This window comes from Pseudomonas sp. H3_E07 (assembly GCF_054668895.1).
Genome location: NZ_CP162795.1, coordinates 4741225 through 4763365 on the forward strand (window position 1 = coordinate 4741225; position 22141 = coordinate 4763365).

The following is a 22141-nucleotide window of genomic DNA, read 5'->3' on the forward strand; positions in this document are numbered from 1 at the left end:
GCCATGAACCTGCGAGCCATCGCCGCCACGTTGTTTGCCTTTGCCCTGTTGCTGCCGTCACCGGCCGAGGCCGGCACGCCTATCACCCACGTCGCCATTTACCGGGGGCCGGCGGGCTGTGACGACTGTTCCGAAAACGTGGCAAAAGCCCTGCAACGCCTCAACCCTGACTACCACATTGATTTTGTGGGCGCGGATGAGTCGATCGACATCACGCCGCAAACCCTGGCGCGCTATGACCTTTACGTGCAACCCGGCGGCGGCCAGGACATCGCCGGCGCCCTGCGCAGCCTGGGAGAGGCGCGCAGCGAGGCCATCCGTGGTTATGTTGCCAACGGTGGGCGCTACCTGGGGTTGTGCATGGGCGCCTACCTGGCGGATGACAGCAACCTCGGTTTGATCCCGCAGGACCTCGACGCAGAAGCCGGTCGTCCCGGTTTTGAAGTACCTGGCATTGCCGATGCCGCCGTTCAGGTCACCTGGGCGGGCAAGGTTGACCACGTCTTCTTCCAGGACGGCCCGTACTTTCCCAAAGGGTCACACACCACCATCGCGACCTACCGCAACGGTGATGTGGCGGCCGCGCGGTACACCTATGAGAAAGGCGTGGTGGTGCTAAGTGGCCCGCATCCTGAGGCCGGGCAAGCGTGGTTCGAGAATGCTGATATTCCGTTGAGCAAGATGCCTGAAGGGGATCTTTTCGGCTCGCTGATCCGCAGCTTTTGAGACCCACCTATCCCTTTGCAGTGGTCAGACCAACCTGCGTCAGCGCACCACGTCCAGCGTCTGGATTTCATTCACATAGTGGGTCTGGCTCGATGTCGACTCCAGCGTCAGCGCGACGCCCAGGTCCTCGATAAACGCGCGCGACGATGAATACCCGTCCTGCTCGCAGGCCAACCGGATCGCATCGCCCGTCAGCGACGCAAACACCTGGCGCGCCGGGAAGCGCTCGCCCACCTTGCAGGTCAAGGTGGTTTCGGTCGGTTTGTCGGTGGACTTGACCGGTACATTGGCCATCTTCAGATGGGCACTCAAGGTCTGGCCCGGCGCCCAGCTCGTCGGTAGTTTCACCTCGGCCTCGCGGGTCTGCAGTACCTGGCCGTCGCCCACACCGTTCATTTTCGATTTCAGCTGGATCAGGTCCGCCAGCATCAAACGGTCCACATTGAAGGCGCTGCCGTAGGCTTCATTTTTCACCAGCAAACCGCCCTCGGCCTTGAACCTGATCGTGATCGGTGCGTCCTTGCCCGCGCCATTCTTTGACAGGTAGGTGTAGCTCAACGTCTTGAACTTGGGCTGCAACAGCGGCGAGTCGAGGCCCTGGAGCACGTTGGGCGGCACCGGCACATCGGCGAGGTTAGTGTCGGCCACGGTGCGCGGGTAATCCACCGGCGCAATGTCCGGCCGCAACAGCGCCAGCAACCCGGCATTCACGCCGCCCTGCACCGAACAGCTCACACGGGAATACTTGCCCTCCGGCTCCACGATCAGCACCCGTTCCACATTGCGCAGCCCCGGCGCCTTGCCCGGCATGGGTTTGATCGCCTGCCAACTGTTGCCCACCTTCAACTCGCTGCGCGTGTATTGCCCCTCGCCTTTTTGCAGCGCCCCCGGTTGGTCCAGCAATGCCGCGAAGCGCTGGGCGACGTCATCAAGACTGCCGTCCACCGTGAAACCCCAGAAATAATACAGGCCCAACGGGCCAAGATCGCTGACCTCGTCGTTGTAGGACAGCAGCTTCAACCCCGCAATGGCTGGCGCGCTCACCGGCACCGCAGTGGCCTTGGGGTCGGTGCGATCGCGCACCGCGATCCAGGCGAAGTCCTTTTCCTGCTTGAGCGGTGCATAGGCCTGCCAGGCGTCACGGTGGGTGTTCAGACGGCTGAAGAACGTCTCGTCACAGCGGGTGAAGGCCTTGAGCGTGTCGACCAACGCAGCGTCGTCAGCCTGGGCAATCGAAGGCGACAGCAGGGCAGATGCGAGCAGGGCAGCGGAAAACGGCAACTTCATGGGAAAGGACTTCCTTATCGGCGGGCGAGAAACAGGGCGAGGCATTATCCAGCAGTTGGGCGCCAGGCTCTAGTTGGCTGAGCGCGTCAGGCGCAAACGCCAATTGCCGCCGTGCTGAGCATGGCAGGCTTCTTCAGAATCAACGTGAACACAACGCGCCAAATGTACAGGCGGGATCTCGGCGTCGTGCAGCGCGGTGGCGGTCAGCTCGCGGAGACGTGCCTCCAGCCCCGTGGCCACGGCATGCGCCTGGTTGGCGCGGGTGTCGAAGACCCAAGTGATGCGCAGACTGTGGGGGAAGTCGGCGTAGTTGACGGTGTGGGTCAGCCATTCAAACCCTGGGATTTCGGCTTTGGCGGTTTCGCAAGCGTCGGTCAGGGTGGCGACAAGGCGACGTTCGATGCGGGCGCTGTCGCGTTTTGATGAAGTCACAGAAAGCTCCGAAAGAAGGCAGGCACCGCAGATTAACAGGGCGCAGGTGATGGCTAGGGCTGAATTCTTAGCGCACTGATGATAAACCCATGCAGGCTATTGACCGCCTTCGACCCGCGAGACGCCCGGCTGCGTAGAATCGACACCTCCATCGGCTCGATATTCCCCAAACCGTGCTCGCTGCCCAAGACCTGAAGTGACGGCTGCACCGTGCACTGAGTAATTGCGGCAATCGCGAGCCCGCCCTCAACCGCAGCCACTTGGCCGGCGAGGCTGGAGCTGTTGTACACCACCTTGAACTGACGCCCCTGCTGGGCCAGTGAATTCACCGCATACCGGCGAGCCAGGCTGGCGCTTTCGTAGACGGCGATAGGCACCGGGTCCCGGCGCCACAGTTCGAACTGAGGCGAGCCTAGCCACACCATCGGTTCCTTGAACAGAAAGGTGCCACTGTGCGGCGAGTCCCTGGACACCAGCGCCAGATCAAGGTCACCACTGCGCACGCGTGGGATCAGTGCGGTGGACTGTTCACAGGTCAGTTCGATGTCCACACCGGCGTAACGCGGCGCAAAACGCTTGAGCACCGGCGTGAGATACTTTGCCGCATAGTCTTCCGCGACCCCGAGACGAATGCGCCCGGTCAAGGATTCACCATGAAACGCCGCCTGGGTTTCGGCGTGCAAGGCGAGCATGCGACGGGCAAAGCCCAGCAATGTCTGGCCGTCATCGGTCAACTGCAGGTGCCTCGGGCCTCGGTTCAACAAAGGCCGTCCCAGCGCGGCCTCCAGTTTCTTCATTTGCATGCTGACGGCGGACTGCGAACGGTTGACCTCATGGGCCGCGCCCGACAGCGAACCGGCGTCCACCACCGCCACAAAGCACTTGAGCCAATCGATCTGCAAATCACTGGAAGGCATGCGGTTTACCTCTATTCGTTTATCGAATGGCTGTGTAGTGAATTATGCGCTTTTCATGATAGCCGTTCGCTCGCAGGATACGGGCTTGAATCCACCGTTGCCGGACCTGATCATGCCCTTCGAGACCTGGTTGCTCTACCTGTTCACCTGCTGTGGCATAGCGGTAGTGCCTGGCCCCAATGCGTTGTTGGCGCTTACCCATGGCGCGATCCATGGCAGCCGCAAAACCCTGTTCACTATCAGCGGAGGCGTGCTCGGCTTTGCCTTTGTGCTCATGCTGTGCGCACTGGGCCTGGGCGCGTTGATCCAGGCCTCCGCCACCTGGTTTACCGCCTTGAAAGTGGCTGGTGGGCTGTACCTGATCTGGTTGGGTTTCGGGTTGTGGCGATCCGCCCCGGTCAGCCTGGACGCGGCCGGCGCCCCGACGCTGAGCAGTGGGTCGCTGTTTCGTCAGGGACTGGTATCGGCCATTTCAAACCCCAAGGCATTGCTGCTGTTTACCGCGTTTATTCCACCTTTCCTGGACCCGCACAGAGGCCTCATCGCGCAGACGGCCACCATTGCACTGACCTACGCTGTCGTCGAGTTTGTCGTTGAATACACAGTGGCCAGCGCCGCACACCGGGTTCGACCTTGGCTGGCGCGTAGCGGGCGACGGTTCAATAAAGTCTGCGGTGGGTTCTTTGTAGTGTTTGGGTTGGCGCTGCCCATTCACAGCTGAGGGCAAGGCTTCCCTTTGTTTCTTCTCAATCACCGGCGACAACGCGCCCGACGCCAGCTCATTCAGGATAAACGCCTTGGCCGGCGGTCAATTGCATCACGCGTTTCACCAGGTGTTCTTCATCGCTGACGATGACGCTGGCGTTGCCGTAGGTGCAGTCACGGCGGCGTGGGTAGAGGCTCAAACCACGTCAGGCGCGGCGATGTTGCAATATTGCCCTTTGAAATACAGCAACGGCTGCGTCGCTTCCGCCTCTTGCAGGTTCAGTGCTTTCACTTCGCCAATCACGATCAGGTGATCTCCGGCGGCGTGTTCGGCGTGAATGTCGCAGTCCAGCCAATGCAGGCTGCCGGCGATGATCGGGTTGCCCAGCGGCGATGCCTGCCAGTCGACGTCGTGCCACTTGTCGGTGCCGCGCCGCGCGAACTGGTTGGAGATCCTGACCTGCGCGCCCGAGAGGATATTGACGGCGAATCGACCGGCCTGACGGATTTTGGGGTAGCTGGCGGAACTGGCCATGACGCTGAATGACACCAGCGGTGGGTTCATCGACACGCTGTAGAACGACTGGCAGGTGAAGCCAATCGGCTCGCCATCGATGTGCGATGTAATCACCGTGATGCCGGAGGCGTAGTGCCCGAGCGCTTCGCGAAAACTCAAGGGCTCGATGGCCGCACGGGGACGTGACAGGGTGGGCATCAGTTCGACAGTTCTCGGCGGATGATTTCAGCGCCTGCACTCAACGCATTCAGCTTGCCGCGTGCCACGCGGCGGGGCAGGGGGGCCATGCCGCAGTTGGTGCACGGGTAAAGCTTGTCGGCATCCACGAACTGCAGGGCTTTGCGCAGGGTATTGGCGACTTCTTCCGGTGTTTCAATGGCGTGGTTGGCCACGTCAATGGCACCGACCATCACCTTTTTACCGCGAATGAGTTCGATGAGTTCCATGGGCACATGGGAGTTATGGCATTCCAGCGAGACGATATCGATACTGGATTGCTGCAGCTTGGGAAACGCCTCTTCATATTGCCGCCACTCGGAGCCCAGCGTCTTTTTCCAATCGGTATTGGCTTTGATGCCGTAGCCGTAGCAGATGTGCACCGCGGTTTCACATTTAAGGCCCTCGATGGCCCTTTCCAGGGTGGCAACGCCCCAATCATTCACCTCATCGAAGAAGACGTTAAAGGCCGGCTCGTCAAACTGGATGATGTCCACACCTGCCGCCTCCAGTTCGCGGGCTTCTTCATTGAGGATCTTGGCAAATTCCCAGGCCAGTTTTTCGCGACTTTTATAGTGGTTGTCATACAGCGTATCGATCATCGTCATGGGGCCTGGCAGGGCCCACTTTATCGGTTGATGAGTTTGGTGGCGCAGGAACTTGGCGTCCTCGACAAACACCGGCTTTTGACGCGTGACAGCACCCACCACCGTCGGGACGCTCGCCTCATAACGGTCACGGATTCTGACAGTTTCACGCTTCTCGAAATCAACGCCGCCGAGGTGCTCGATAAAGGTGGTGACGAAGTGTTGGCGCGTTTGTTCACCATCACTGACGATATCAATGCCGGCGTTTTGTTGTTCTTGCAGGGACAAGCGCAACGCATCTTGCTTGCCCTCGAGCAAGGCCTCGTCTTGCAGTTTCCAGGGCGACCAAAGTGTCTCGGGTTGTGCAAGCCAGGACGGTTTAGGCAAGCTGCCGGCCGTTGAAGTAGGTAATAACTTTTTCATTCGGGGTGACCTTGTCATTTTAAATGAATCAACGCGCGCCGTGGGCAGACCACTGCTCCAGCACCGACTGGTAGGGCTTGATGAAGTTTTCCTCAACAAATTTGCCCTGTTCAATGGCCAATCGGCTGCGTTCTTCGCGGTCATACACAATCCGCGTTAATGAATAATCTTGGTGTTGCAGGCTGGGCTGGTAAGATTTACCGGCTGCAGAGTTAGCGTTGTAGATCTCCGGGCGGTAAATCTTCTGGAAGGTGTCCATAGTGCTGATGGTGCTGATCAGCTCAAGCGTGGTGTAGTCGCTGAGCACATCGCCAGCAAAGTAAAAAGCCAAGGGCGCCACGCTATTGGCAGGCATGAAATAGCGCACTTTCAGCCCCATCTTCTTGAAGTATTCATCCGTCAGGGAGTATTCATCTTGCAGGTATTCGACGCCCAGTACAGGGTGCAGGTTTTCAGTGCGATGATAGGTCTTGGCACTCGACACACTCAGGCAGATGACGGGCGGCTTGTTAAAGTGTTCTTTATAAGTGCTTGAGTTGACGAAGCTCTTGAATAACTTTCCGTGCAGCTCCCCAAAGTCAGCGGGTGTGCTGAAGTGGGGCCGGTCCTTGTTGTGCTCCAGCAAGCGCACGCTGAAGTCATAGTCGCGCACGTAAGAGGAGAAGTTATTACCGACAATGCCTGGCAGGCGCTCGTTGGTTTTTCGATCGACAATATGGGTTTTCAATATTTCAATCAACGGAATGGCATGGCCGCTACGTTGATCATCGATGTCCATTTCAACGGAAATGATGTCAAGTTCGACAGAATAACGATCGCCTTTTGGGTTATCCCAGTGGGCCAAGGCGTTGAAACGGTTGTCAATCATCCTTAACGTATTGCGCAAGTTTTCTTGACGACTCGCGCCCCTCGCCAAATTGGCAAAGTTGGTGGTGATGCGCGTATTTTCGGCGGGGTGGTAGTGTTCGTCGAAACGAATGCTCTTGACCGTAAATGCAAACTCTTTGTTCATTGTGATACCACACCCTTTTTGTCGCGATAGAACCTGAAGGTATTGAGTGTTCAGGTACTTATTCAGCGGTCTATAACTTGTCTTTAAGTAAGGTGTATTTTAGGCAGGGCTATAACGTGAGTGAAACTGAATTGATTTCACTGAACCTTTAGCCCTCCTCATGATGGTGCATGTCCGTTGAAGACGTCGTTGCCGGTGCCAGCATCAAAACCAGCCCCTTTCTGTGCAAACCGGTCTACCATGCCTCCCCGGCAGTGGTTCCACGCGCTACCGATCTCTCTCTTGCAAGGTATCGCCCATGTCCATCGACCAGATTTCCCTCCCTAAAGGCGTAGGCCCGCACGCCAGCAAACTCCTCGACGCCATCACCGGCGCTGCCACCCACGAAGCACTCAACCGCGCCGGTGGCAAGGCCGAAGGTTTTGTTCTCGGGCTGGAATCCACCAAGGCGATCAAAAGCCAGGTCGCCGAGTCGCTGTATGTGGCCTACGACGACGCGGCGAGTCACCGGGCAACTGAATTGAACGGCTAGGTGCTAGTCCTGTCATGAGGGTGCGCTAGAGTGGGTGCCTGACGCTGGCCCGATAGAAAGGAATGCCCATGACATTGACTGTCGACGATTTGCTCAACCTGGCCATGGCCAACCCCATCAACGCCGAAATCACCGCGCGCCTGCCTGACCTCGGGGTGGACCAGTGCTTTCTCACAGCGGGCTGCCTGTTCCAGGCGGTGTGGAATCATCAGTCGAACCTGCCTGCTGCCCAGGGCATCAAGGACTACGACGTTTTCTACTTTGATACGGACCTGTCCTACGAGGCTGAGGACGCGGTGATCCGTGCGGCCGAGGTGTTGTTTCAGGACCTGGGCGTGAATGTGGAAGTCAAAAATCAGGCACGGGTTCATCTCTGGTACGGCGAGCGATTTGGTCGGCCTTATCCGCAGTTGCACACGGCCAAACAGGGCATCGACCGGTATCTGGTCGCGGGCACCTGCATCGGCCTGGAGATTGCGACGGGCGAGGTGTACGCGCCCTATGGGCTGGAGGATGTGGAGCAGGGGGTACTGCGCATCAACCCGGTGCATCCGGAGCCTGAGTTGTTTATGCAGAAGGCCCGCAGTTATAAGGCGCGCTGGCCTGGGTTAAGGATTGTGGAGCCTGCCTGGCTTTAGCGAGGCTGCGAAAGCGCTAGGCCAGGCGATAAAGTGGCCCGGCATTGCCAGTTCCCACCTGTTGATCCGCAGTGAACTTTTACCTGCATACAACACGTCAAAGCTTGAAATGCCCAGCCAAGGACCGCTCATGACTTTCTTCATTTTCCTGCTCGCCTGCGCCGCCGCTGCCAGTACCGGCATGCTCTTTAAACCCGGTGCCTGGTACGAATCCCTGGTCAAACCCAGCTTCACCCCGCCCAATTGGCTGTTCCCGGTGGCGTGGACGCTCATCTACCTGCTGCTGGCCTGGGCCGGTTATCGCCTGAGCCTGATGCCTGGCAGCCAAACCGTGTTGGCGCTGTGGGCGGCGCAGATTGCGTTGAACACCTTGTGGACGCCGGTGTTCTTCGGTGCTCATCGCCTCCTGGCCGGGATGGTGATTCTGGCGGTGCTGTGGCTGACCGTCGCGGCGATGGTGGTGTTGGCGGTGCAGTTGGACCTGATCACCGGCTTGATCCTGTTCCCGTACCTGGCGTGGCTGTGCGTGGCGGCGGCGCTGAACTTCTCGATCCTGCGGAACAATCGCTGATGGCTTATCAACCCTGGCCCGCCAGTGAGACAGAACGGGTCGAGATGCGCCGCTTCAATCAAAAGCTCGCCTGGTTGCCGCGCTTCAAGATCCGTAATCGGGTCACGCCGCGTTTGATCCAGGCGCTGTTGCGGGTCAGTCAAAAGATCAAGAAAGCCCCTCTGGCTGAAACCCACTGCGCCGACTCAGTGCCCGTGCGCATCCTGCGCCCAAGGGGCAAGCCCAAAGGCGTGGTGCTGGATATCCACGGCGGCGGCTGGGTGATCGGCAACGCGCAGATGGATGACGACCTCAACCTGGGCCTGGTCAATGCCTGCGACGTGGCAGTGGTGTCGGTGGATTATCGGCTGGCGATCGACACACCGATCGAGGGCCTGATGGACGACTGCCTGGCGGCGGCGCGTTGGCTGCTCACCACCGAGGAATTTGCCGACCTGCCGGTGATCGTCGTCGGCGAATCGGCCGGTGGTCATTTGGCCGCGGCGACCTTACTGGCGTTGAAGCAATGGCCGGCGTTGCTCCAGCGGGTGAGCGGCGCGATGTTGTATTACGGCGTTTATGACCTGGCCGGCACACCCAGTGTGCGCATGGCAGGGCCGGACACCTTATTGCTGGACGGGCCGGGCATGGTCGAGGCGCTGCGCATGCTCACGCCGGGGTTGAGCGATGACATGCGTCGGCAGCCGCCGTTGTCACCGTTGTATGGCGACTTTGAAGGCCTGCCCCCGGCGTTGATGTTTGTGGGTGAACTGGACCCGTTGAAGGATGACACGCTGTTGATCGCTGAACGGTGGCCGGGGGCAGAAGCGCATTTGTTGCCGGAGGCGGCGCATGGCTTTATTCATTTTCCGGTGGCAATGGGGGCGAGTGTGCTTGCCTATAGTCGCCAGTGGATAAGGCATCGTGTGAATGGGCCTGGAACTTAAAAGTTGATCGGTTGGTCAGGTTGTTCATCTTCCATAACAAGGGTTCCCCTATGCGCGAATACACCCTCAACTACCTGTTCAACGACGAACCGCGGACCCACGTGTTCGCACTCCAGCAACCCCAACTGCCGGTGCATGAAGCGGCGTTGCACTTGCTGCAGTTGCATTTCGGCGATGCGGAAAATGGTTTGATCCTGCCGCCTGCGGATGCGACGCCGGATGAAATTCTGCAGCAGGCACAGGTGATGGGGATTACGCAGATCGAGGTTGCATGAGCCCAAGGCCGAGTATTCAGGCAGTCACAGCGGCGGATATCCCTGAGGTCATGAGGTTCGTGCTGCGCGCCCGCGCCGAGCTTTTCCCCACGCTCAGCGCGACGGGAGTGCCGGCGGACCTGGCGCATTTCGAGGCGACCTACCTGCAGGGCGATGGGCATTTTCTTGTTGCTCGCGATGAGGGCCAGATCGTCGCTGGCATCGGCTATCTGCCCTATGACGGGCGTTTCCCGCAGTTGAATTACCAGGGCCGCAAGACCGTGGAGGTGGTGCGCCTGTTTGTGCTGCCGGCGTTTCGCCGCTGTGGTCTGGCGGGCGAGTTGTACCGTGCGCTGGAGGTGCAAGCTAAAGAGGATCGGGTCGCGGTGATGTACCTGCACACCCATCCGTTTTTACCGGGGGCGATTGATTTTTGGCTTCGACAGGGGTTCGAGGTAGTGGATGTGGACGCGGACCTGGTGTGGCGCACGACGCATATGCAGCGCGCCCTCTAACACAACAGTTGAATGCCCTGATCAGTTCGGGCGCAAGCGCAGTATCTGCGCCCCATCGAACGGGTCCGTCAGGTAGTGCGCCTGCACCCCAAACGTCTCCTGCAAACGCTGCGGCGTCAGGACCTCCAGTGGTTTACCCAGCGCCACCAACCGCCCGTGATCCAGCACCGCCAGCCGATCACAGGTCAACGCTTGATTCAGATCATGCAGGGCAATCAAGGTGGTGACGGGCAACCCTTGCACGCCCTGCAAAATGCCGAGCTGATGCTGGATATCCAGGTGATTGGTCGGCTCATCCAGCAACAGGATCTGCGGCCGCTGCGCCAACGCACGGGCGATGTGCACGCGTTGGCGTTCACCGCCCGAGAGGCTGCGCCAGGCGCGATGGCTCAAGTGGGTGGCGTCGACGTCACGCAAGGCCTGATTGACGATGGCGTCGTCTTCGCCGGACCACGGGCTCAGCGCTGACAACCATGGAGTGCGGCCCAGCGCCACCGCGTCGAACACGCGGATGGCGTCGTCGGTGTCGGCCTGCTGTTCCACCACCGCCAGCTGCTGCGCGATGGCGCGGCGCGACAGCTTGCCCAGGCGTTGGCCGCCCAGTAAGACTTCGCCGGACGCCGGCGTGCGCAGCCCGGCGAGCAGCTTGAGCAAGGTGGATTTGCCGGAGCCGTTCGGCCCGACGATGCCGAGGGTTTCGCCCGGCTGCACGTCCAGATGGATATCGCGCAGCAACTGCGCTTCACGCACCTTGAAGCCCAACCCTCTGCAGCTCAGTACTGTCATCGCGCATTCCTCCGGCCAATGAGGATCAGCGCAAACACCGGCGCGCCGACCAGCGCCGTGACCACGCCGACCGGAATCACCTGGCCTTTGATCAAGGTGCGCGACAGTACATCGGCTGCAATCAAGAACAACGCGCCGCCCAACGCACTGGCCGGCAGCAAGCGCGAGTGCCCGGTGCCGAGCAGCAGGCGCACGGCGTGGGGGATTACCAATCCGACAAAGCCGATGGAGCCAACAATCGACACCATCACCGCCGTCACCAGGGCCGCGCAGCCCACCAGCACAAATTGCACCCGGCGCACCGGAATGCCGAGGGACGCTGCCGAGTCGCTGCCGAAGGTAAACGCATCCAACGCACGGCGGTGCCACAGGCACACCGCCAAGCCTGCGACGGCCACCGGCACCGCTAACCACACCGAGGGCCAGCGCACACCACTGAGGTTGCCGAGCAGCCAGAACAGGATGCCGCGCGCCTGTTCGGAACTGGCGGATTTGGTGATCAGGAAGGCGGTGAGCGCATTGAACAACTGCGAGCCGGCAATGCCCGCCAGAATGATCTGGCCGGTGCCGCTGGCCGAACCGCTGGCGCGCGCCAGCAGGATCACCAACGCAAACGCCGCCATGGCGCCAACAAACGCGCCCGCCGACAACGAAATCAACCCGCCGCCCACGCCGATCAACGCCACCAGCACCGCGCCAGTCGAAGCGCCGGCACTGATGCCCAGCAGGTAGGGATCGGCCAGTGGGTTGCGCAACAGCGATTGCAGGATCACCCCGCACGTCGCCAGCCCGGCGCCACACGCAGCGGCGACCAGGGCGCGGGTGAGGCGGTAGTTCCACACCACGCCTTCGTCGATGGGGTCAAGCACGTAGCTGGCCGCCCACAGTTTGTTGGCGAGCACCTGGAGCACGACTTGCGGTGAGATGGCGGTTTCGCCGATCGCCACCCCCGCGAGTAGGGCGGCTAATAGCAGGGCCAGGGCGAGTAGGGTGCGCGTCATTTGGGCAGGTCGTAGCCGTCGATGGCCGTGGCCAGTTGCTCAAGCCCGTCGAACGTGCGGATGCTGGCCTGCAGCGCCAGGGCATCGAGGATGATGATGCGGTTGTTTTTCACCGCGTCCATGTTGCGAGTCACGGGATCGCTGCGCAGGAAGGCCAGTTTCTTTTCATGGTCGTCGGCGGGGTAGCGGCGGCGGTCCATGCGTGCGATCACCAGAAAGGTCGGGTTGGCCTTGGCGAGGGTTTCCCAGCCGACGGCGGGCCATTCTTCAACGGATTGCACCACGTTGTGCAGACCGAGGGTTTCCAGCATGAACTCTGGAATGCCCTTGTGGCCGGCCACGTAAGGATCGCTGGCCATCTCGGAACTGGAGAACCACACCAAGGCACTGGCTTGCTTGAGGCCTTTGCTTTGCACGGTGGCAACAGATTTGGCCAAGCGTACCTTGAGGTCGTCGTTCAACTGTTGGCCGCGCGCCTGTACGTCGAAGATCTCGGCGAGTTGGCCGATGCTTTTATAGATCGTTTCGATACGGAACGGCTCCAGCCGTGTGCCGTCGGCGCCTACCAGGTTGTCCTTGCCTTCGCAGTCGGAGGGCAGCAGGTAAGTGGGGATCTTCAGTTCATGGAATTGCTCGCGGGTGCCGACCACGCCCTGGGGCCCGACCACCCACTCCAGCTCGGCGGCCACCAGCTGCGGGCGCTTGGCGATCACGGCTTCAAAGCTCGGCTCATTGTTGGCTAGCCGCTCGATGCTGTCGTTCTGCACCTTGTACTGCGGCAGTACGCTGTTGAACCACAGTGAGGTGCCGACCACTTTGTCCCCCACGCCCAATGCGTAGAGCATCTCTGTGGCCGCCTGGCCGATGGTCACGCTGCGGGCGGGGGCTTGCTGGAAGGTCAGGCGACTGCCGCAGTTTTCCACGGTCAGCGGGTAGTGGGTGGGCGCGGCTTGGGCGAGGGCACAGAAGCCCAGGCCGGTGAGCAGGGCGGTAACGCGTGGCAGCATGGGGCAATCTCCGAATGAACCGTACGTGCCATTCGGAAATACACCCTTAAGCGCTGCACTAGAAAAACAGGCAAGAATGTCCTTCCCGGACACCCCGCCGGTTGGTAATTGAGCTTGGGCCGGCAGGTCTCCTGACTGATGCGTCGTCGCCAGGCTCCGGCCTTCCCGGACAAGGTCCAGTGGCATCAGGGAGCAGGCTCAGCACCTACAGTTGCGGGGGCAGTTCCGATTGGCGAGGGTGTACCGCGCTTCGGATTCCCTATTAGTCCCGTTTGGGAACCGGCGCGGTATGGTAGTTGATTAGGGCGGGGCGATATAGCCCGAGGCACGCTCGGTCAGAGACGAATGTCTTCAGGCCCCTGTATCAGCGCTTCAATCCGCGTGCCGGTGGCGCGTTCTTCGTTGCTGAAGCCGTCGTAGTCGGCCAGGTTGGCAAAACGCAGGCCGGTGAGGCGTTCTATCTGGATTACGCTGCGCTGGTAGGTCCTGAGCTGGCCGAACACCAGGTCGAGCTGGCCCAGCTCGCGGCTCTGGTCGATCATGTAGGCGCTGGCCGAAGGCTTGCCGTCATCGCTGAGGTAGGCGACCACTTTCCAGAACGCCTTGGGGATCTGGACGCCCCGGTACACCCGGTCGTCGTCGGCGAACACCGGGCCGGTGAACACGGTGGCTCGGGCTTTCCAGCGCTGGGTGTTGTCGAGGATGTAGTCTTCGAGCTCCAGCCAGGTTTTCTGGTTGAACCCGCTCATCTGCGGTGAACAGTTGGTGAAATGGAAGGTGTCGAAGTTGGCGGTTTGCGCCGCGTCGCCCCAGTTGGGGTCTTGTCGGCGCACCAGGTGGCCGCGATCCAGGCCGTTGCTGGCATACAGTGCTTCGCCCACCTGCGCATCAATGGGCAGGCGTCCGTCGTAGGCCCAGGTGTCGTTGCTGCGAATGATGTCCACATGCTGCCCGCCATCGATGTTGACGCCCACATACAGCGCGAGCCGCTTCGAGCGTGACATCGTTATCGAGAAGTGCGTGTAGTCCAGGCGCTTCTGGACATCGCCGGCCAAGGTCTCTTCAACCGTAGGCCAGGGCACCCCGAAGCTGCCGAGAAAGTCCTCAGCGTAGCCGCGTCGGTCCTTCAAGTCGTTGGCCGAGGTGACGCGGGGCGTCGCGGCTCGTGCCTCCAGCAATGTGGGGCTCGGTGCGATCAATGGGCGCAGGTCAGCGAGCCTGGGGCGGTATGAAAGGTCGATTTTGGCTTTACGTGCGGGCATCGGTCAGTCCTCCTTGGATAAACACGACTGCAACATAGGTTAATGACAATTGATGACACGCGATAACCCCTGGAGGCTATCCTGAATCGATGACCCGGACGTTGTTACCTGCCAAATGGAGCCAGCCAATGTGTGTTCGCCAGCCGAATCGTAATCCGATTTTCTGCCTGATCCCGCCCTATATGCTCGACCAGATCGCGCGCAACGGGGACAAAGCGCAACGGGAGGTCGCGTTGCGCACCCGCGCCAAGGACACAACGTTCCGCTCGCTACGGATGGTCGCCGTGCCTGCCAAAGGGCCGGCGCATATGGCCCTGGCCATGGGGGCCGATAAACGCCGCTCGATCTACAGCGCCGAGGGCGCCGACAGCCTGCCGGGCACGCTGGTGCGTGGCGAGGGGCAGCCCGCCAGTGGTGATGCGGCGGTGGACGAGGCCTATGATGGCTTGGGCGCCACCTTCGATTTTTTCGACGAGGTCTTCGATCGCAACTCCATCGACGATGCCGGGATGGCGCTGGACGCCACTGTGCACTTTGGCCAGAACTACAACAATGCGTTCTGGAACTCGACCCAGATGGTGTTCGGGGATGGAGACGGGCAGTTGTTCAACCGCTTTACGGTGGCCCTCGACGTGATTGGCCATGAGTTGGCCCACGGCGTCACCGAGGACGAGGCCAAACTGATGTATTTCAACCAGTCCGGGGCGTTGAATGAATCGCTGTCGGACGTGTTCGGTTCGCTGATCAAGCAGTATGCGTTGAAGCAACGTGCGGAAGACGCCGATTGGTTGATCGGCAAAGGGCTGTTCACCCAAAAGATCAAAGGCACCGCCCTGCGCTCGATGAAAGCCCCCGGCACGGCGTTTGACGACAAACTGCTGGGCAAGGACCCCCAGCCCGGGCACATGGATGATTTTGTGCAGACCTACGAGGACAATGGCGGGGTGCATATCAACTCCGGCATTCCCAACCATGCGTTCTACCAGGTGGCGACCATACTGGGCGGGTTCGCCTGGGAGCGCGCCGGGCGCATCTGGTATGACGCGCTGCGTGATGCGCGGCTGCGGCCCAACTCGGGTTTCCTGCGCTTTGCGCGCATTACTTACGATATTGCAGGCCGACTCTACGGCGCTAACAAGGACGAACAGAAAGCGGTCAAGGACGGTTGGAAGGCGGTCGGCATTGCTGTCTGACGAGAGGAACGGCCATGCAAATTTCAATCAAGGAAAACGGCGGGCCCGGTTTTTTTCCGGGCCTGGCCAAGCCACAGACGGTGGAACTGGACACGCTGCCGGAGCAGGAACAACAGGAGCTGCGGCAGCTTGTCGAGGCTTGCGACTTCTTTCAACTGCCGCCCAGCAATGCGCCTGCCCCCGGTAATCCGGGCCAAGTGCATTACACCGTGACGGTAAAGGACGACGAGCGCGAGCACACCGTTTGCGTGCTCGCGCCGGTGAAGTCGCAGGCGCTGGATGGGCTGGTGCAGTGCGTGCGACGGCATATTCGCTGTTGAGGCCGCTTTAGGTCTAGCGGGACGGTTCGACAGGCCCCCTTGCCACCGATGTCGCTTGATTTACTTGCGATCCAGCCACACCGTCTGGGCGTTGCAGAATTCCCGCACGCCGAAGTGCGATAGCTCGCGTCCGAAACCACTCTTTTTCACGCCACCAAATGCCACCCGAGGGTCGGAGACGCTGAAGGCGTTGATGAAGATGCCGCCGGTTTCCAGCTGATTGGCGATGTCCCGTGCCTTCGCGGAGTCGGTGGTGAAGATGCTGGCCGTGAGGCCAAACTCGCTGTCATTCGCCAGGGCCACCGCATGGTCGGCATCACGGGCGGTGATGATCGAGGCGACTGGGCCGAACAGTTCCTGTTTGAACGAGGTCATCTGGTCGGTGACGTCTGCCAGCACGGTCGGTTCGTAGTAGTTGCCGGCGCCGGGCACTTTGTGGCCGCCCAGCAGCAGGGTGGCGCCTTCTTCCAAGGTCGCCTGGACCTGGCCGTGCAGCTCGTCGCGCAGGTCGAAGCGTGCCATCGGGCCGATGTAGGTGGCGGCTGACGTCGGGTCGCCCATCACCAGAGCGCGGCTGGCTTCCAGGAATTTGACGGTGAAAGCCTCCACCACACCTTCTTCGATGATCAGGCGCTTGGCGGCGGCGCAGACTTGGCCGCTGTTCTGGAAACGACCGATCAGCGCCGCTTGCACCGCGGCGTCGAGGTCGGCGTCGTTGAGTACGATGAACGGGTCGGACCCGCCCAGTTCCAGCACGCACTTTTTCAGCGCGGCGCCGGCCTGAGAGCCGATGGCGATGCCTGCACGTACGCTGCCGGTCAGGGTGACGGCGGCGATGCGCGGATCGGCGATGGCCTTGGACACGCCGTCGTTGGTCACGTTGACCACTTCAAACAGACCTTCGGCGAAGCCGGCCTTCTGGAACGCTCGTTGGATCAGATAGGCACTGCCCATCACGTTTGGCGCGTGTTTGAGCACGTAGGTATTGCCGGCCAGCATCGTCGGTACGGCGCCGCGCAGCACTTGCCACACCGGGAAGTTCCACGGCATCACGGCGAAGATAGGGCCTAGCGGGCGGTATTCGATCTGCGCACTGCCGTTGTCCACCAGGGTCGGTTCCGGGGCGAGCATGGCCGGGCCGTGGGCGGCGTACCACTCGCTGAGTTGCGCGCACTTTTCGATTTCGGCACGGGCCTGGGCGATGGGTTTGCCCATTTCCAGGGTGATCATCTGCGCCATGTCTTCGGCTTGTTCGCGCAGGGCGCTGGCCAGGCTCAGCAGCAACTCGGCGCGCTGGCTGACCGGCTGACGGCGCCAGGCACGGAAGGCGAGGGTGGAGCGGTCGAGGGCGGCGTCCAGTTGCTGCGCGGTTTCATACGGATAGCTGCCGACCGTTTCGCCGTTGGCCGGGTTGATCGAGAGGGCGTGGGTAGTCGCGTTCATGGCACCGTCCTGCTGAGTGAATTAGGTTGAGTTCAGCGTACGGGGCTATATCTTTTCTGGAAACTGAATAATATTAAGCAATACATTCACGATTGGAGAATGATTTGGACCTGGTGCAACTGGAAATCTTCAAGGCCGTTGCCGAGCAAGGCAGCATCAGCGCCGCCGCGCAGTTGATTCATCGCGTGCCGTCGAACCTGACCACGCGCATCAAGCAACTGGAGCAGGACCTCGGTGTGGAGTTGTTCATCCGCGAGAAAAGCCGCCTGCGCCTGTCACCGGCCGGGTGGAATTTCCTCGGTTATGCGCGGCGCATCCTCGACCTGGTGCAGGAAGCCCGCGCGACAGTCGCGGGGGAGGAGCCCCAGGGTGCGTTTGCCCTGGGATCGCTGGAGAGCACGGCGGCGGTGCGTATCCCGGCGTTGCTGGCGGCGTACAACCAGAAACACACCAAGGTCGAGTTGGACCTGAGTACCGGGCCTTCAGGCACCATGATCGAAGGCGTGTTGTCGGGGCGGCTGACGGCAGCGTTTGTCGACGGCCCGCTATTGCACGCGACCCTGGAAGGTGTGGCGGTGTTTGAGGAAGAGATGGTGGTGATTGCGCCGCTGCATCACGCGCCGATCACCCGTGGGCAGGACGTGAACGGGGAGAGCATCTACACCTTTCGCTCCAACTGCTCGTACCGGCATCACCTGGAGCGCTGGTTTTCACAGGACGGCGCCGTGCCGGGCAAGATCTTCGAGATCGAGTCCTACCACGGCATGCTCGCTTGCGTCAGCGCCGGCGCGGGCCTCGCGCTGATGCCGCGCAGCATGCTCGACAGCATGCCGGGGTCGGCGGCGGTGAGTGTTTGGCCGCTGATGGACAACTTCCGGATCCTGCACACCTGGCTGATCTGGCGGCGGGGGACGGTGTCGCAGAGTTTGAACAGTTTCGTGAAGTTATTGGAGGAGCAGGGCGCCATCCGTGCGGCTTAGCCACCGAATTGCAGGGTGCCCATCGCCAGCTTTGCCATCAGTGCGGTCGCACCCAATTGCACCAGCCACAGCGCCAGGCCGCCCAGAAAGACGCCCAGCGCCACTTGCAGCACCAGGCTTTTTTGAGGCTTGGGTTGCGGTGCGCGTGGGGCGTAGTCATCCAGTTCGTCACGGTCGGCACGCAGGTCCAGGTCATCGTTTCTCATAGCATTCTCACAGCGAAGGGGCGGTCAAGGTTCAGTCTAGGGGCTGGATACGAAAAAGGGGAAGCCATAGGCTTCCCCTTCTGGTGCAACCGCTGCAGGTTTACAGCACCTGAACGATCGCCTTTGTGACTGCATCAATGTTCGACTGGTTCAACGCTGCCACACAGATACGGCCGGTATCGAGGGCATAGATACCAAACTCGCTGCGCAAGCGGGTGACTTGCTCAACAGTCAGGCCAGAGTAGGAGAACATCCCACGCTGGCGACCGACGAAGCTGAAGTCGTGGCCCGGAGCTGCCTTGGCCAGTTCGGCCACCATCTGCTCGCGCATGCCACGGATGCGCAGGCGCATTTCGGCCAGTTCGGCTTCCCACTGGGCACGCAGCTCAGGGTTGTTCAGCACCGCTGCAACGATCGCCGCGCCGTGGGTTGGCGGGTTGGAGTAGTTGGTACGGATCACGCGTTTGACCTGGGACAGGATGCGCGCGCTTTCTTCCTTGGAGTCGCCGACGATGGACAGTGCGCCCACACGTTCGCCGTAAAGCGAGAACGACTTGGAGAACGAGCTGGACACAAAGAAGGTCAGGCCCGATTCAGCGAACAGGCGCACGGCGGCAGCGTCTTCGTGGATGCCATCGCCAAAGCCCTGGTAGGCCATGTCGAGGAATGGCACCAGGTTCTTGGCCTTGATCACGTCCAGCACGTTCTGCCAGTCGGCCGGGCTCAGGTCGACGCCGGTCGGGTTGTGGCAGCAGGCATGCAGCACCACGATGGACTGGGACGGCAGGGCGTTGAGGTCTTCGAGCAGGCCGGCACGGTTCACGTCGTGGGTGGCGGCGTCGTAGTAGCGGTAGTTCTGCACCGGGAAACCAGCGGTTTCGAACAGCGCGCGGTGGTTTTCCCAGCTCGGGTCGCTGATGGCGACGACGGCGTCTGGCAGCAATTGCTTGAGGAAGTCTGCACCCAGCTTCAGGGCGCCAGTGCCGCCTACCGCTTGCACGGTGGTGACGCGGCCAGCGTTCAGCAGTGGCGATTCAGCGCCGAACAGCAGGGTTTGCACGGCCTTGTCGTAGGCCGCGATGCCGTCGATCGGCAAGTAACCACGGGCGGCGTGTTGCGCCACGCGAATGGCTTCCGCTTCGGCAACGGCACGCAAGAGTGGAATCTTCCCCTCCTCGTTGCAGTAAACGCCCACGCCAAGGTTGACCTTGGTGGTTCGTGTATCGGCGTTGAATGCTTCGTTGAGGCCCAGGATAGGATCGCGTGGTGCCATTTCGACAGCGGAGAACAGGCTCATTTTTGCGGCAGCTCTATGGGGGATAGGAGGGACGTGTCGCGCTCCAGCCGAATGCACTAGAGCGGTGCACAAACGGGGAGCTAGTATAGAGGCCATCACCGCCAAGGGCGACAGCCGAAATGGCTTTTCGGCCAAGTTTTTCGGTTTATTTGCCGACCGTTAGTCTTATTGCAACATTGATTGGTAAGGGCGTGCGCGACGATTGCCTTGAAACCCATGACATTCGCCACCACTTCTATGTCTATCATGGTTTTTTCCTACTATCCGCTCTGAGTCTTCGCGGGTGGCGGTCTATTTCGTCCTCGACGGGTTTACAGTCTGGGGGTGACCACACGAGGTACGTTATGTCGGATTTCCAACTCGTCACCCGCTTTGAACCCGCTGGCGATCAGCCGGAAGCCATTCGCCAGATGGTCGAGGGCATTGAAGCCGGCCTGGCCCACCAGACGCTGCTCGGGGTGACCGGGTCGGGCAAGACCTTCAGCATTGCCAACGTGATTGCGCAGATCAATCGGCCCACCCTGGTGCTGGCGCCGAACAAGACCCTGGCCGCGCAGCTCTATGGCGAGTTCAAGGCGTTCTTCCCGAACAATGCGGTGGAGTATTTCGTTTCCTACTACGACTACTACCAGCCCGAAGCCTATGTGCCGTCCTCCGATACCTTCATCGAGAAGGATGCGTCGATCAACGATCACATTGAACAGATGCGGCTGTCGGCGACCAAGGCCTTGCTGGAGCGCAAGGACGCGATCATCGTCACCACAGTGTCGTGCATCTACGGCCTGGGCAGCCCGGAAACCTATTTGAAGATGGTCCTGCACGTCGATCGCGGCGACAAGCTCGACCAGCGCGAGCTGCTGCGCCGACTGACCAGCCTGCAGTACACGCGCAATGACATGGACTTCGCCCGTGCCACCTTCCGCGTGCGCGGCGATGTCATCGACATCTACCCGGCGGAATCCGACCTGGAAGCGATCCGCATCGAGCTGTTCGACGATGAAGTCGAGAGTCTGTCGGCCTTCGACCCGCTGACAGGCGAGGTGATCCGCAAGTTGCCGCGCTTCACCTTCTACCCGAAAAGCCACTACGTGACCCCGCGTGAAACCCTGATGGGCGCCATTGAAGGCATCAAGGTCGAGTTGGCCGAGCGCCTGGAGTACCTGCGTTCCAACAACAAGCTGGTGGAAGCCCAGCGCTTGGAGCAGCGCACCCGCTTCGATCTGGAGATGATCCTGGAACTGGGCTACTGCAACGGCATCGAAAACTACTCGCGCTACCTGTCGGGCCGCGAATCCGGTGCGCCGCCGCCGACGCTATATGATTACCTGCCGCCTGACGCGCTGCTGGTAATCGACGAGTCCCACGTCAGCGTGCCGCAAGTGGGCGCGATGTATAAGGGCGACCGTTCCCGCAAAGAAACGCTGGTGGAGTACGGTTTCCGCCTGCCGTCGGCACTGGATAACCGGCCGATGCGTTTTGACGAGTGGGAAGCCATCAGCCCGCAGACCATCTTTGTGTCCGCCACGCCGGGTAACTATGAGGCCGAGCACGCCGGGCGCGTGATCGAGCAGTTGGTAAGGCCGACAGGCCTGGTCGACCCGGAAATCGAAATCCGCCCTGCACTGACCCAGGTCGACGATTTACTCTCGGAAATCACCAAGCGCGTGGCCCTGGAAGAGCGGGTGTTGGTTACCACGCTGACCAAGCGCATGTCCGAAGACTTGACCGACTACCTGGCCGACCACGGCGTGCGCGTGCGTTACCTGCACTCGGACATCGACACCGTGGAGCGTGTAGAGATCATTCGCGACTTGCGCCTGGGCACCTTTGATGTGCTGGTAGGCATCAACCTGCTGCGCGAAGGCCTGGACATGCCGGAAGTGTCGTTGGTGGCAATCCTCGATGCGGACAAGGAGGGCTTCCTGCGCTCTGAACGCTCGCTGATCCAGACCATCGGCCGAGCGGCGCGTAACCTCAACGGCCGGGCGATTCTCTACGCGGACCGCATCACCGGTTCCATGGAGCGGGCGATTGGCGAGACCCAGCGGCGTCGCGACAAGCAGATCGCGTTCAACCTGGAAAATGGCATCACCCCGAAAGGCGTGTTCAAGGACGTTGCCGACATCATGGAAGGCGCCACTGTGCCGGGCTCGCGCAGCAAGAAGCGCAAAGGCATGGCCAAGGCTGCCGAGGAAAGCGCCAAGTACGAGAACGAATTGCGCTCGCCGAGTGAGATCACCAAGCGGATCCGTCAGTTGGAAGAGAAGATGTACCAGTTGGCGCGTGATCTGGAGTTTGAGGCGGCGGCGCAGACGCGCGATGAGATCGGCAAGTTGCGCGAGCGCCTTTTGGCTGTTTGATCTGCGCTGACAGGACTGGCCTCATCGC

At 60.9% G+C, this 22141-nt stretch carries 26 protein-coding genes and 1 riboswitch; of the genes, 12 read left to right on the forward strand and 14 right to left on the reverse strand.

The features are described 5' to 3' along the window. Window positions 1–3 precede the first annotated feature (3 nt). The gene (locus tag AB4O08_RS21740) at window positions 4–726 is read left to right on the forward strand and encodes a BPL-N domain-containing protein (protein ID WP_460114340.1); all 723 of its coding nucleotides are present in this window, start codon (window positions 4–6) and stop codon (window positions 724–726) included. Window positions 727–765: 39 nt separating this feature from the next. On the opposite strand, the gene AB4O08_RS21745 is transcribed toward AB4O08_RS21740, so the two are convergent. The 3 genes from AB4O08_RS21745 to AB4O08_RS21755 form a co-directional block, all read right to left on the reverse strand. After that, a complete protein-coding gene (locus AB4O08_RS21745) occupies window positions 766–2013 on the reverse strand; it encodes a hypothetical protein (RefSeq protein ID WP_010209010.1) in 1248 nt (415 codons plus the stop codon). Window positions 2014–2082: 69 nt separating this feature from the next. Beyond that, window positions 2083–2445 (reverse strand): hypothetical protein, encoded by a 363-nt coding sequence (locus AB4O08_RS21750; protein ID WP_010209011.1) that lies wholly within the window; start codon window positions 2443–2445, stop codon window positions 2083–2085. A 53-nt stretch (window positions 2446–2498) separates the two neighbouring features. Beyond that, window positions 2499–3362: a LysR family transcriptional regulator gene (locus tag AB4O08_RS21755; RefSeq protein ID WP_460114341.1), complete on the reverse strand. Its 864-nt coding sequence runs from the start codon at window positions 3360–3362 to the stop codon at window positions 2499–2501. 112 nt (window positions 3363–3474) lie between these two features. Between AB4O08_RS21755 and AB4O08_RS21760 the strand changes: the two genes are divergently transcribed. Then, entirely contained in the window at window positions 3475–4083 is a 609-nt protein-coding gene (locus AB4O08_RS21760) for a LysE family translocator (RefSeq protein ID WP_460114874.1), read from the forward strand. A 58-nt stretch (window positions 4084–4141) separates the two neighbouring features. Here AB4O08_RS21760 and AB4O08_RS21765 read toward each other — a convergent pair whose 3' ends face one another. The 4 genes from AB4O08_RS21765 to AB4O08_RS21780 are packed head-to-tail and all read right to left on the reverse strand — an operon-like array spanning window position 4142 to window position 6822. After that, window positions 4142–4267, reverse strand: coding sequence for a hypothetical protein (locus tag AB4O08_RS21765; protein ID WP_010209019.1), 126 nt, complete (start codon window positions 4265–4267; stop codon window positions 4142–4144). Next, the gene (locus tag AB4O08_RS21770; protein ID WP_010209020.1) at window positions 4264–4782 is read right to left on the reverse strand and encodes a flavin reductase family protein; all 519 of its coding nucleotides are present in this window, start codon (window positions 4780–4782) and stop codon (window positions 4264–4266) included. The genes AB4O08_RS21765 and AB4O08_RS21770 overlap by 4 nt, the downstream gene beginning before the upstream one ends. Further along, complete coding sequence (locus AB4O08_RS21775; protein ID WP_106119570.1) at window positions 4782–5810, reverse strand: methionine synthase; 1029 nt, start codon at window positions 5808–5810, stop codon at window positions 4782–4784. The genes AB4O08_RS21770 and AB4O08_RS21775 overlap by 1 nt, the downstream gene beginning before the upstream one ends. 28 nt (window positions 5811–5838) lie before the next feature. Next, window positions 5839–6822 (reverse strand): DUF1852 domain-containing protein, encoded by a 984-nt coding sequence (locus tag AB4O08_RS21780; protein WP_236298283.1) that lies wholly within the window; start codon window positions 6820–6822, stop codon window positions 5839–5841. Between the two features lie 298 nt (window positions 6823–7120). Here AB4O08_RS21780 and AB4O08_RS21785 point away from each other — a divergent pair, with 298 nt between their 5' ends. The 6 genes from AB4O08_RS21785 (at window position 7121) to AB4O08_RS21810 (ending at window position 10258) form a co-directional block, all read left to right on the forward strand. Beyond that, a complete protein-coding gene (locus AB4O08_RS21785; protein ID WP_010209023.1) occupies window positions 7121–7354 on the forward strand; it encodes a hypothetical protein in 234 nt (77 codons plus the stop codon). Between the two features lie 68 nt (window positions 7355–7422). Next, a complete protein-coding gene (locus AB4O08_RS21790) occupies window positions 7423–7992 on the forward strand; it encodes a nucleotidyltransferase family protein (protein WP_010209024.1) in 570 nt (189 codons plus the stop codon). 130 nt (window positions 7993–8122) lie between these two features. After that, window positions 8123–8563: a tryptophan-rich sensory protein TspO gene (gene tspO / locus AB4O08_RS21795; protein ID WP_021490746.1), complete on the forward strand. Its 441-nt coding sequence runs from the start codon at window positions 8123–8125 to the stop codon at window positions 8561–8563. After that, a complete protein-coding gene (locus tag AB4O08_RS21800) occupies window positions 8563–9489 on the forward strand; it encodes an alpha/beta hydrolase fold domain-containing protein (protein ID WP_460114342.1) in 927 nt (308 codons plus the stop codon). The genes tspO and AB4O08_RS21800 overlap by 1 nt, the downstream gene beginning before the upstream one ends. A gap of 50 nt (window positions 9490–9539) precedes the next feature. Further along, the gene (locus AB4O08_RS21805; RefSeq protein WP_010209031.1) at window positions 9540–9764 is read left to right on the forward strand and encodes a hypothetical protein; all 225 of its coding nucleotides are present in this window, start codon (window positions 9540–9542) and stop codon (window positions 9762–9764) included. Continuing rightward, window positions 9761–10258 carry a GNAT family N-acetyltransferase gene (locus tag AB4O08_RS21810; protein WP_460114343.1) on the forward strand — a complete coding sequence of 166 codons (498 nt, stop codon included), beginning with the start codon at window positions 9761–9763 and terminating at the stop codon, window positions 10256–10258. Before AB4O08_RS21805 ends, AB4O08_RS21810 begins: the two co-directional genes overlap by 4 nt. A gap of 21 nt (window positions 10259–10279) precedes the next feature. On the opposite strand, the gene AB4O08_RS21815 is transcribed toward AB4O08_RS21810, so the two are convergent. The 4 genes from AB4O08_RS21815 to AB4O08_RS21830 all read right to left on the reverse strand — a co-directional run bounded on the left by AB4O08_RS21815 (window position 10280) and on the right by AB4O08_RS21830 (window position 14314). Further along, window positions 10280–11044 carry an ABC transporter ATP-binding protein gene (locus AB4O08_RS21815; protein WP_010209035.1) on the reverse strand — a complete coding sequence of 255 codons (765 nt, stop codon included), beginning with the start codon at window positions 11042–11044 and terminating at the stop codon, window positions 10280–10282. After that, window positions 11041–12045, reverse strand: a complete 1005-nt coding sequence (locus AB4O08_RS21820; RefSeq protein WP_010209036.1) for a FecCD family ABC transporter permease — start codon at window positions 12043–12045, stop codon at window positions 11041–11043. The genes AB4O08_RS21815 and AB4O08_RS21820 overlap by 4 nt, the downstream gene beginning before the upstream one ends. After that, the gene (locus AB4O08_RS21825) at window positions 12042–13052 is read right to left on the reverse strand and encodes an ABC transporter substrate-binding protein (protein WP_198581057.1); all 1011 of its coding nucleotides are present in this window, start codon (window positions 13050–13052) and stop codon (window positions 12042–12044) included. Before AB4O08_RS21825 ends, AB4O08_RS21820 begins: the two co-directional genes overlap by 4 nt. Window positions 13053–13156: 104 nt before the next feature. Continuing rightward, window positions 13157–13351, reverse strand: a riboswitch (cobalamin riboswitch). A 36-nt stretch (window positions 13352–13387) separates the two neighbouring features. Then, window positions 13388–14314, reverse strand: a complete 927-nt coding sequence (locus AB4O08_RS21830; RefSeq protein ID WP_021490740.1) for a DNA/RNA non-specific endonuclease — start codon at window positions 14312–14314, stop codon at window positions 13388–13390. A 128-nt stretch (window positions 14315–14442) separates the two neighbouring features. Here AB4O08_RS21830 and AB4O08_RS21835 point away from each other — a divergent pair, with 128 nt between their 5' ends. Further along, on the forward strand, window positions 14443–15507 hold the full coding sequence (locus tag AB4O08_RS21835) for a M4 family metallopeptidase (RefSeq protein ID WP_010209041.1): 1065 nt from the start codon (window positions 14443–14445) through the stop codon (window positions 15505–15507). 14 nt (window positions 15508–15521) lie between these two features. Further along, complete coding sequence (locus tag AB4O08_RS21840; RefSeq protein WP_010209043.1) at window positions 15522–15827, forward strand: protealysin inhibitor emfourin; 306 nt, start codon at window positions 15522–15524, stop codon at window positions 15825–15827. Between the two features lie 60 nt (window positions 15828–15887). Here AB4O08_RS21840 and AB4O08_RS21845 read toward each other — a convergent pair whose 3' ends face one another. Beyond that, window positions 15888–17270, reverse strand: coding sequence for an aldehyde dehydrogenase family protein (locus tag AB4O08_RS21845; RefSeq protein WP_010209044.1), 1383 nt, complete (start codon window positions 17268–17270; stop codon window positions 15888–15890). A gap of 104 nt (window positions 17271–17374) precedes the next feature. On the opposite strand from AB4O08_RS21845, the gene ptrR reads away from it, so the two are divergent. Further along, complete coding sequence (gene ptrR, locus AB4O08_RS21850) at window positions 17375–18250, forward strand: putrescine utilization regulator PtrR (RefSeq protein WP_010209045.1); 876 nt, start codon at window positions 17375–17377, stop codon at window positions 18248–18250. Here the strand turns inward: ptrR and AB4O08_RS21855 are convergent. Together AB4O08_RS21855 and AB4O08_RS21860 are read right to left on the reverse strand one after the other, a co-directional pair. Further along, window positions 18247–18456, reverse strand: a complete 210-nt coding sequence (locus AB4O08_RS21855) for a hypothetical protein (protein WP_010209046.1) — start codon at window positions 18454–18456, stop codon at window positions 18247–18249. The two genes, ptrR and AB4O08_RS21855, sit on opposite strands and share 4 nt — an antisense overlap. A 100-nt stretch (window positions 18457–18556) precedes the next feature. Continuing rightward, window positions 18557–19753 (reverse strand): amino acid aminotransferase, encoded by a 1197-nt coding sequence (locus AB4O08_RS21860; RefSeq protein WP_042571803.1) that lies wholly within the window; start codon window positions 19751–19753, stop codon window positions 18557–18559. Window positions 19754–20097: 344 nt separating this feature from the next. Between AB4O08_RS21860 and uvrB the strand changes: the two genes are divergently transcribed. Then, a complete protein-coding gene (gene uvrB / locus AB4O08_RS21865; protein WP_010209048.1) occupies window positions 20098–22113 on the forward strand; it encodes an excinuclease ABC subunit UvrB in 2016 nt (671 codons plus the stop codon). Window positions 22114–22141 lie beyond the last annotated feature (28 nt).

Bases quoted from the DNA above. Each gene is read 5' to 3' on its own strand.
- AB4O08_RS21840 (WP_010209043.1), top strand. From the start codon at position 15,522: ATGCAAATTTCAATCAAGGAAAACGGCGGGCCCGGTTTTTTTCCGGGC.
- AB4O08_RS21860 (WP_042571803.1), bottom strand. From the start codon at position 19,753: ATGAGCCTGTTCTCCGCTGTCGAAATGGCACCACGCGATCCTATCCTG.
- AB4O08_RS21740 (WP_460114340.1), top strand. From the start codon at position 4: ATGAACCTGCGAGCCATCGCCGCCACGTTGTTTGCCTTTGCCCTGTTG.
- AB4O08_RS21755 (WP_460114341.1), bottom strand. From the start codon at position 3,362: ATGCCTTCCAGTGATTTGCAGATCGATTGGCTCAAGTGCTTTGTGGCG.
- AB4O08_RS21800 (WP_460114342.1), top strand. From the start codon at position 8,563: ATGGCTTATCAACCCTGGCCCGCCAGTGAGACAGAACGGGTCGAGATG.
- AB4O08_RS21845 (WP_010209044.1), bottom strand. From the start codon at position 17,270: ATGAACGCGACTACCCACGCCCTCTCGATCAACCCGGCCAACGGCGAA.
- AB4O08_RS21745 (WP_010209010.1), bottom strand. From the start codon at position 2,013: ATGAAGTTGCCGTTTTCCGCTGCCCTGCTCGCATCTGCCCTGCTGTCG.
- tspO (WP_021490746.1), top strand. From the start codon at position 8,123: ATGACTTTCTTCATTTTCCTGCTCGCCTGCGCCGCCGCTGCCAGTACC.
- AB4O08_RS21815 (WP_010209035.1), bottom strand. From the start codon at position 11,044: ATGACAGTACTGAGCTGCAGAGGGTTGGGCTTCAAGGTGCGTGAAGCG.
- AB4O08_RS21770 (WP_010209020.1), bottom strand. From the start codon at position 4,782: ATGCCCACCCTGTCACGTCCCCGTGCGGCCATCGAGCCCTTGAGTTTT.
- AB4O08_RS21785 (WP_010209023.1), top strand. From the start codon at position 7,121: ATGTCCATCGACCAGATTTCCCTCCCTAAAGGCGTAGGCCCGCACGCC.
- AB4O08_RS21855 (WP_010209046.1), bottom strand. From the start codon at position 18,456: ATGAGAAACGATGACCTGGACCTGCGTGCCGACCGTGACGAACTGGAT.
- AB4O08_RS21775 (WP_106119570.1), bottom strand. From the start codon at position 5,810: ATGAAAAAGTTATTACCTACTTCAACGGCCGGCAGCTTGCCTAAACCG.
- AB4O08_RS21790 (WP_010209024.1), top strand. From the start codon at position 7,423: ATGACATTGACTGTCGACGATTTGCTCAACCTGGCCATGGCCAACCCC.
- AB4O08_RS21825 (WP_198581057.1), bottom strand. From the start codon at position 13,052: ATGCTGCCACGCGTTACCGCCCTGCTCACCGGCCTGGGCTTCTGTGCC.
- AB4O08_RS21820 (WP_010209036.1), bottom strand. From the start codon at position 12,045: ATGACGCGCACCCTACTCGCCCTGGCCCTGCTATTAGCCGCCCTACTC.
- AB4O08_RS21760 (WP_460114874.1), top strand. From the start codon at position 3,475: ATGCCCTTCGAGACCTGGTTGCTCTACCTGTTCACCTGCTGTGGCATA.
- AB4O08_RS21780 (WP_236298283.1), bottom strand. From the start codon at position 6,822: ATGAACAAAGAGTTTGCATTTACGGTCAAGAGCATTCGTTTCGACGAA.
- AB4O08_RS21810 (WP_460114343.1), top strand. From the start codon at position 9,761: ATGAGCCCAAGGCCGAGTATTCAGGCAGTCACAGCGGCGGATATCCCT.
- AB4O08_RS21835 (WP_010209041.1), top strand. From the start codon at position 14,443: ATGTGTGTTCGCCAGCCGAATCGTAATCCGATTTTCTGCCTGATCCCG.
- AB4O08_RS21805 (WP_010209031.1), top strand. From the start codon at position 9,540: ATGCGCGAATACACCCTCAACTACCTGTTCAACGACGAACCGCGGACC.
- AB4O08_RS21830 (WP_021490740.1), bottom strand. From the start codon at position 14,314: ATGCCCGCACGTAAAGCCAAAATCGACCTTTCATACCGCCCCAGGCTC.
- uvrB (WP_010209048.1), top strand. From the start codon at position 20,098: ATGTCGGATTTCCAACTCGTCACCCGCTTTGAACCCGCTGGCGATCAG.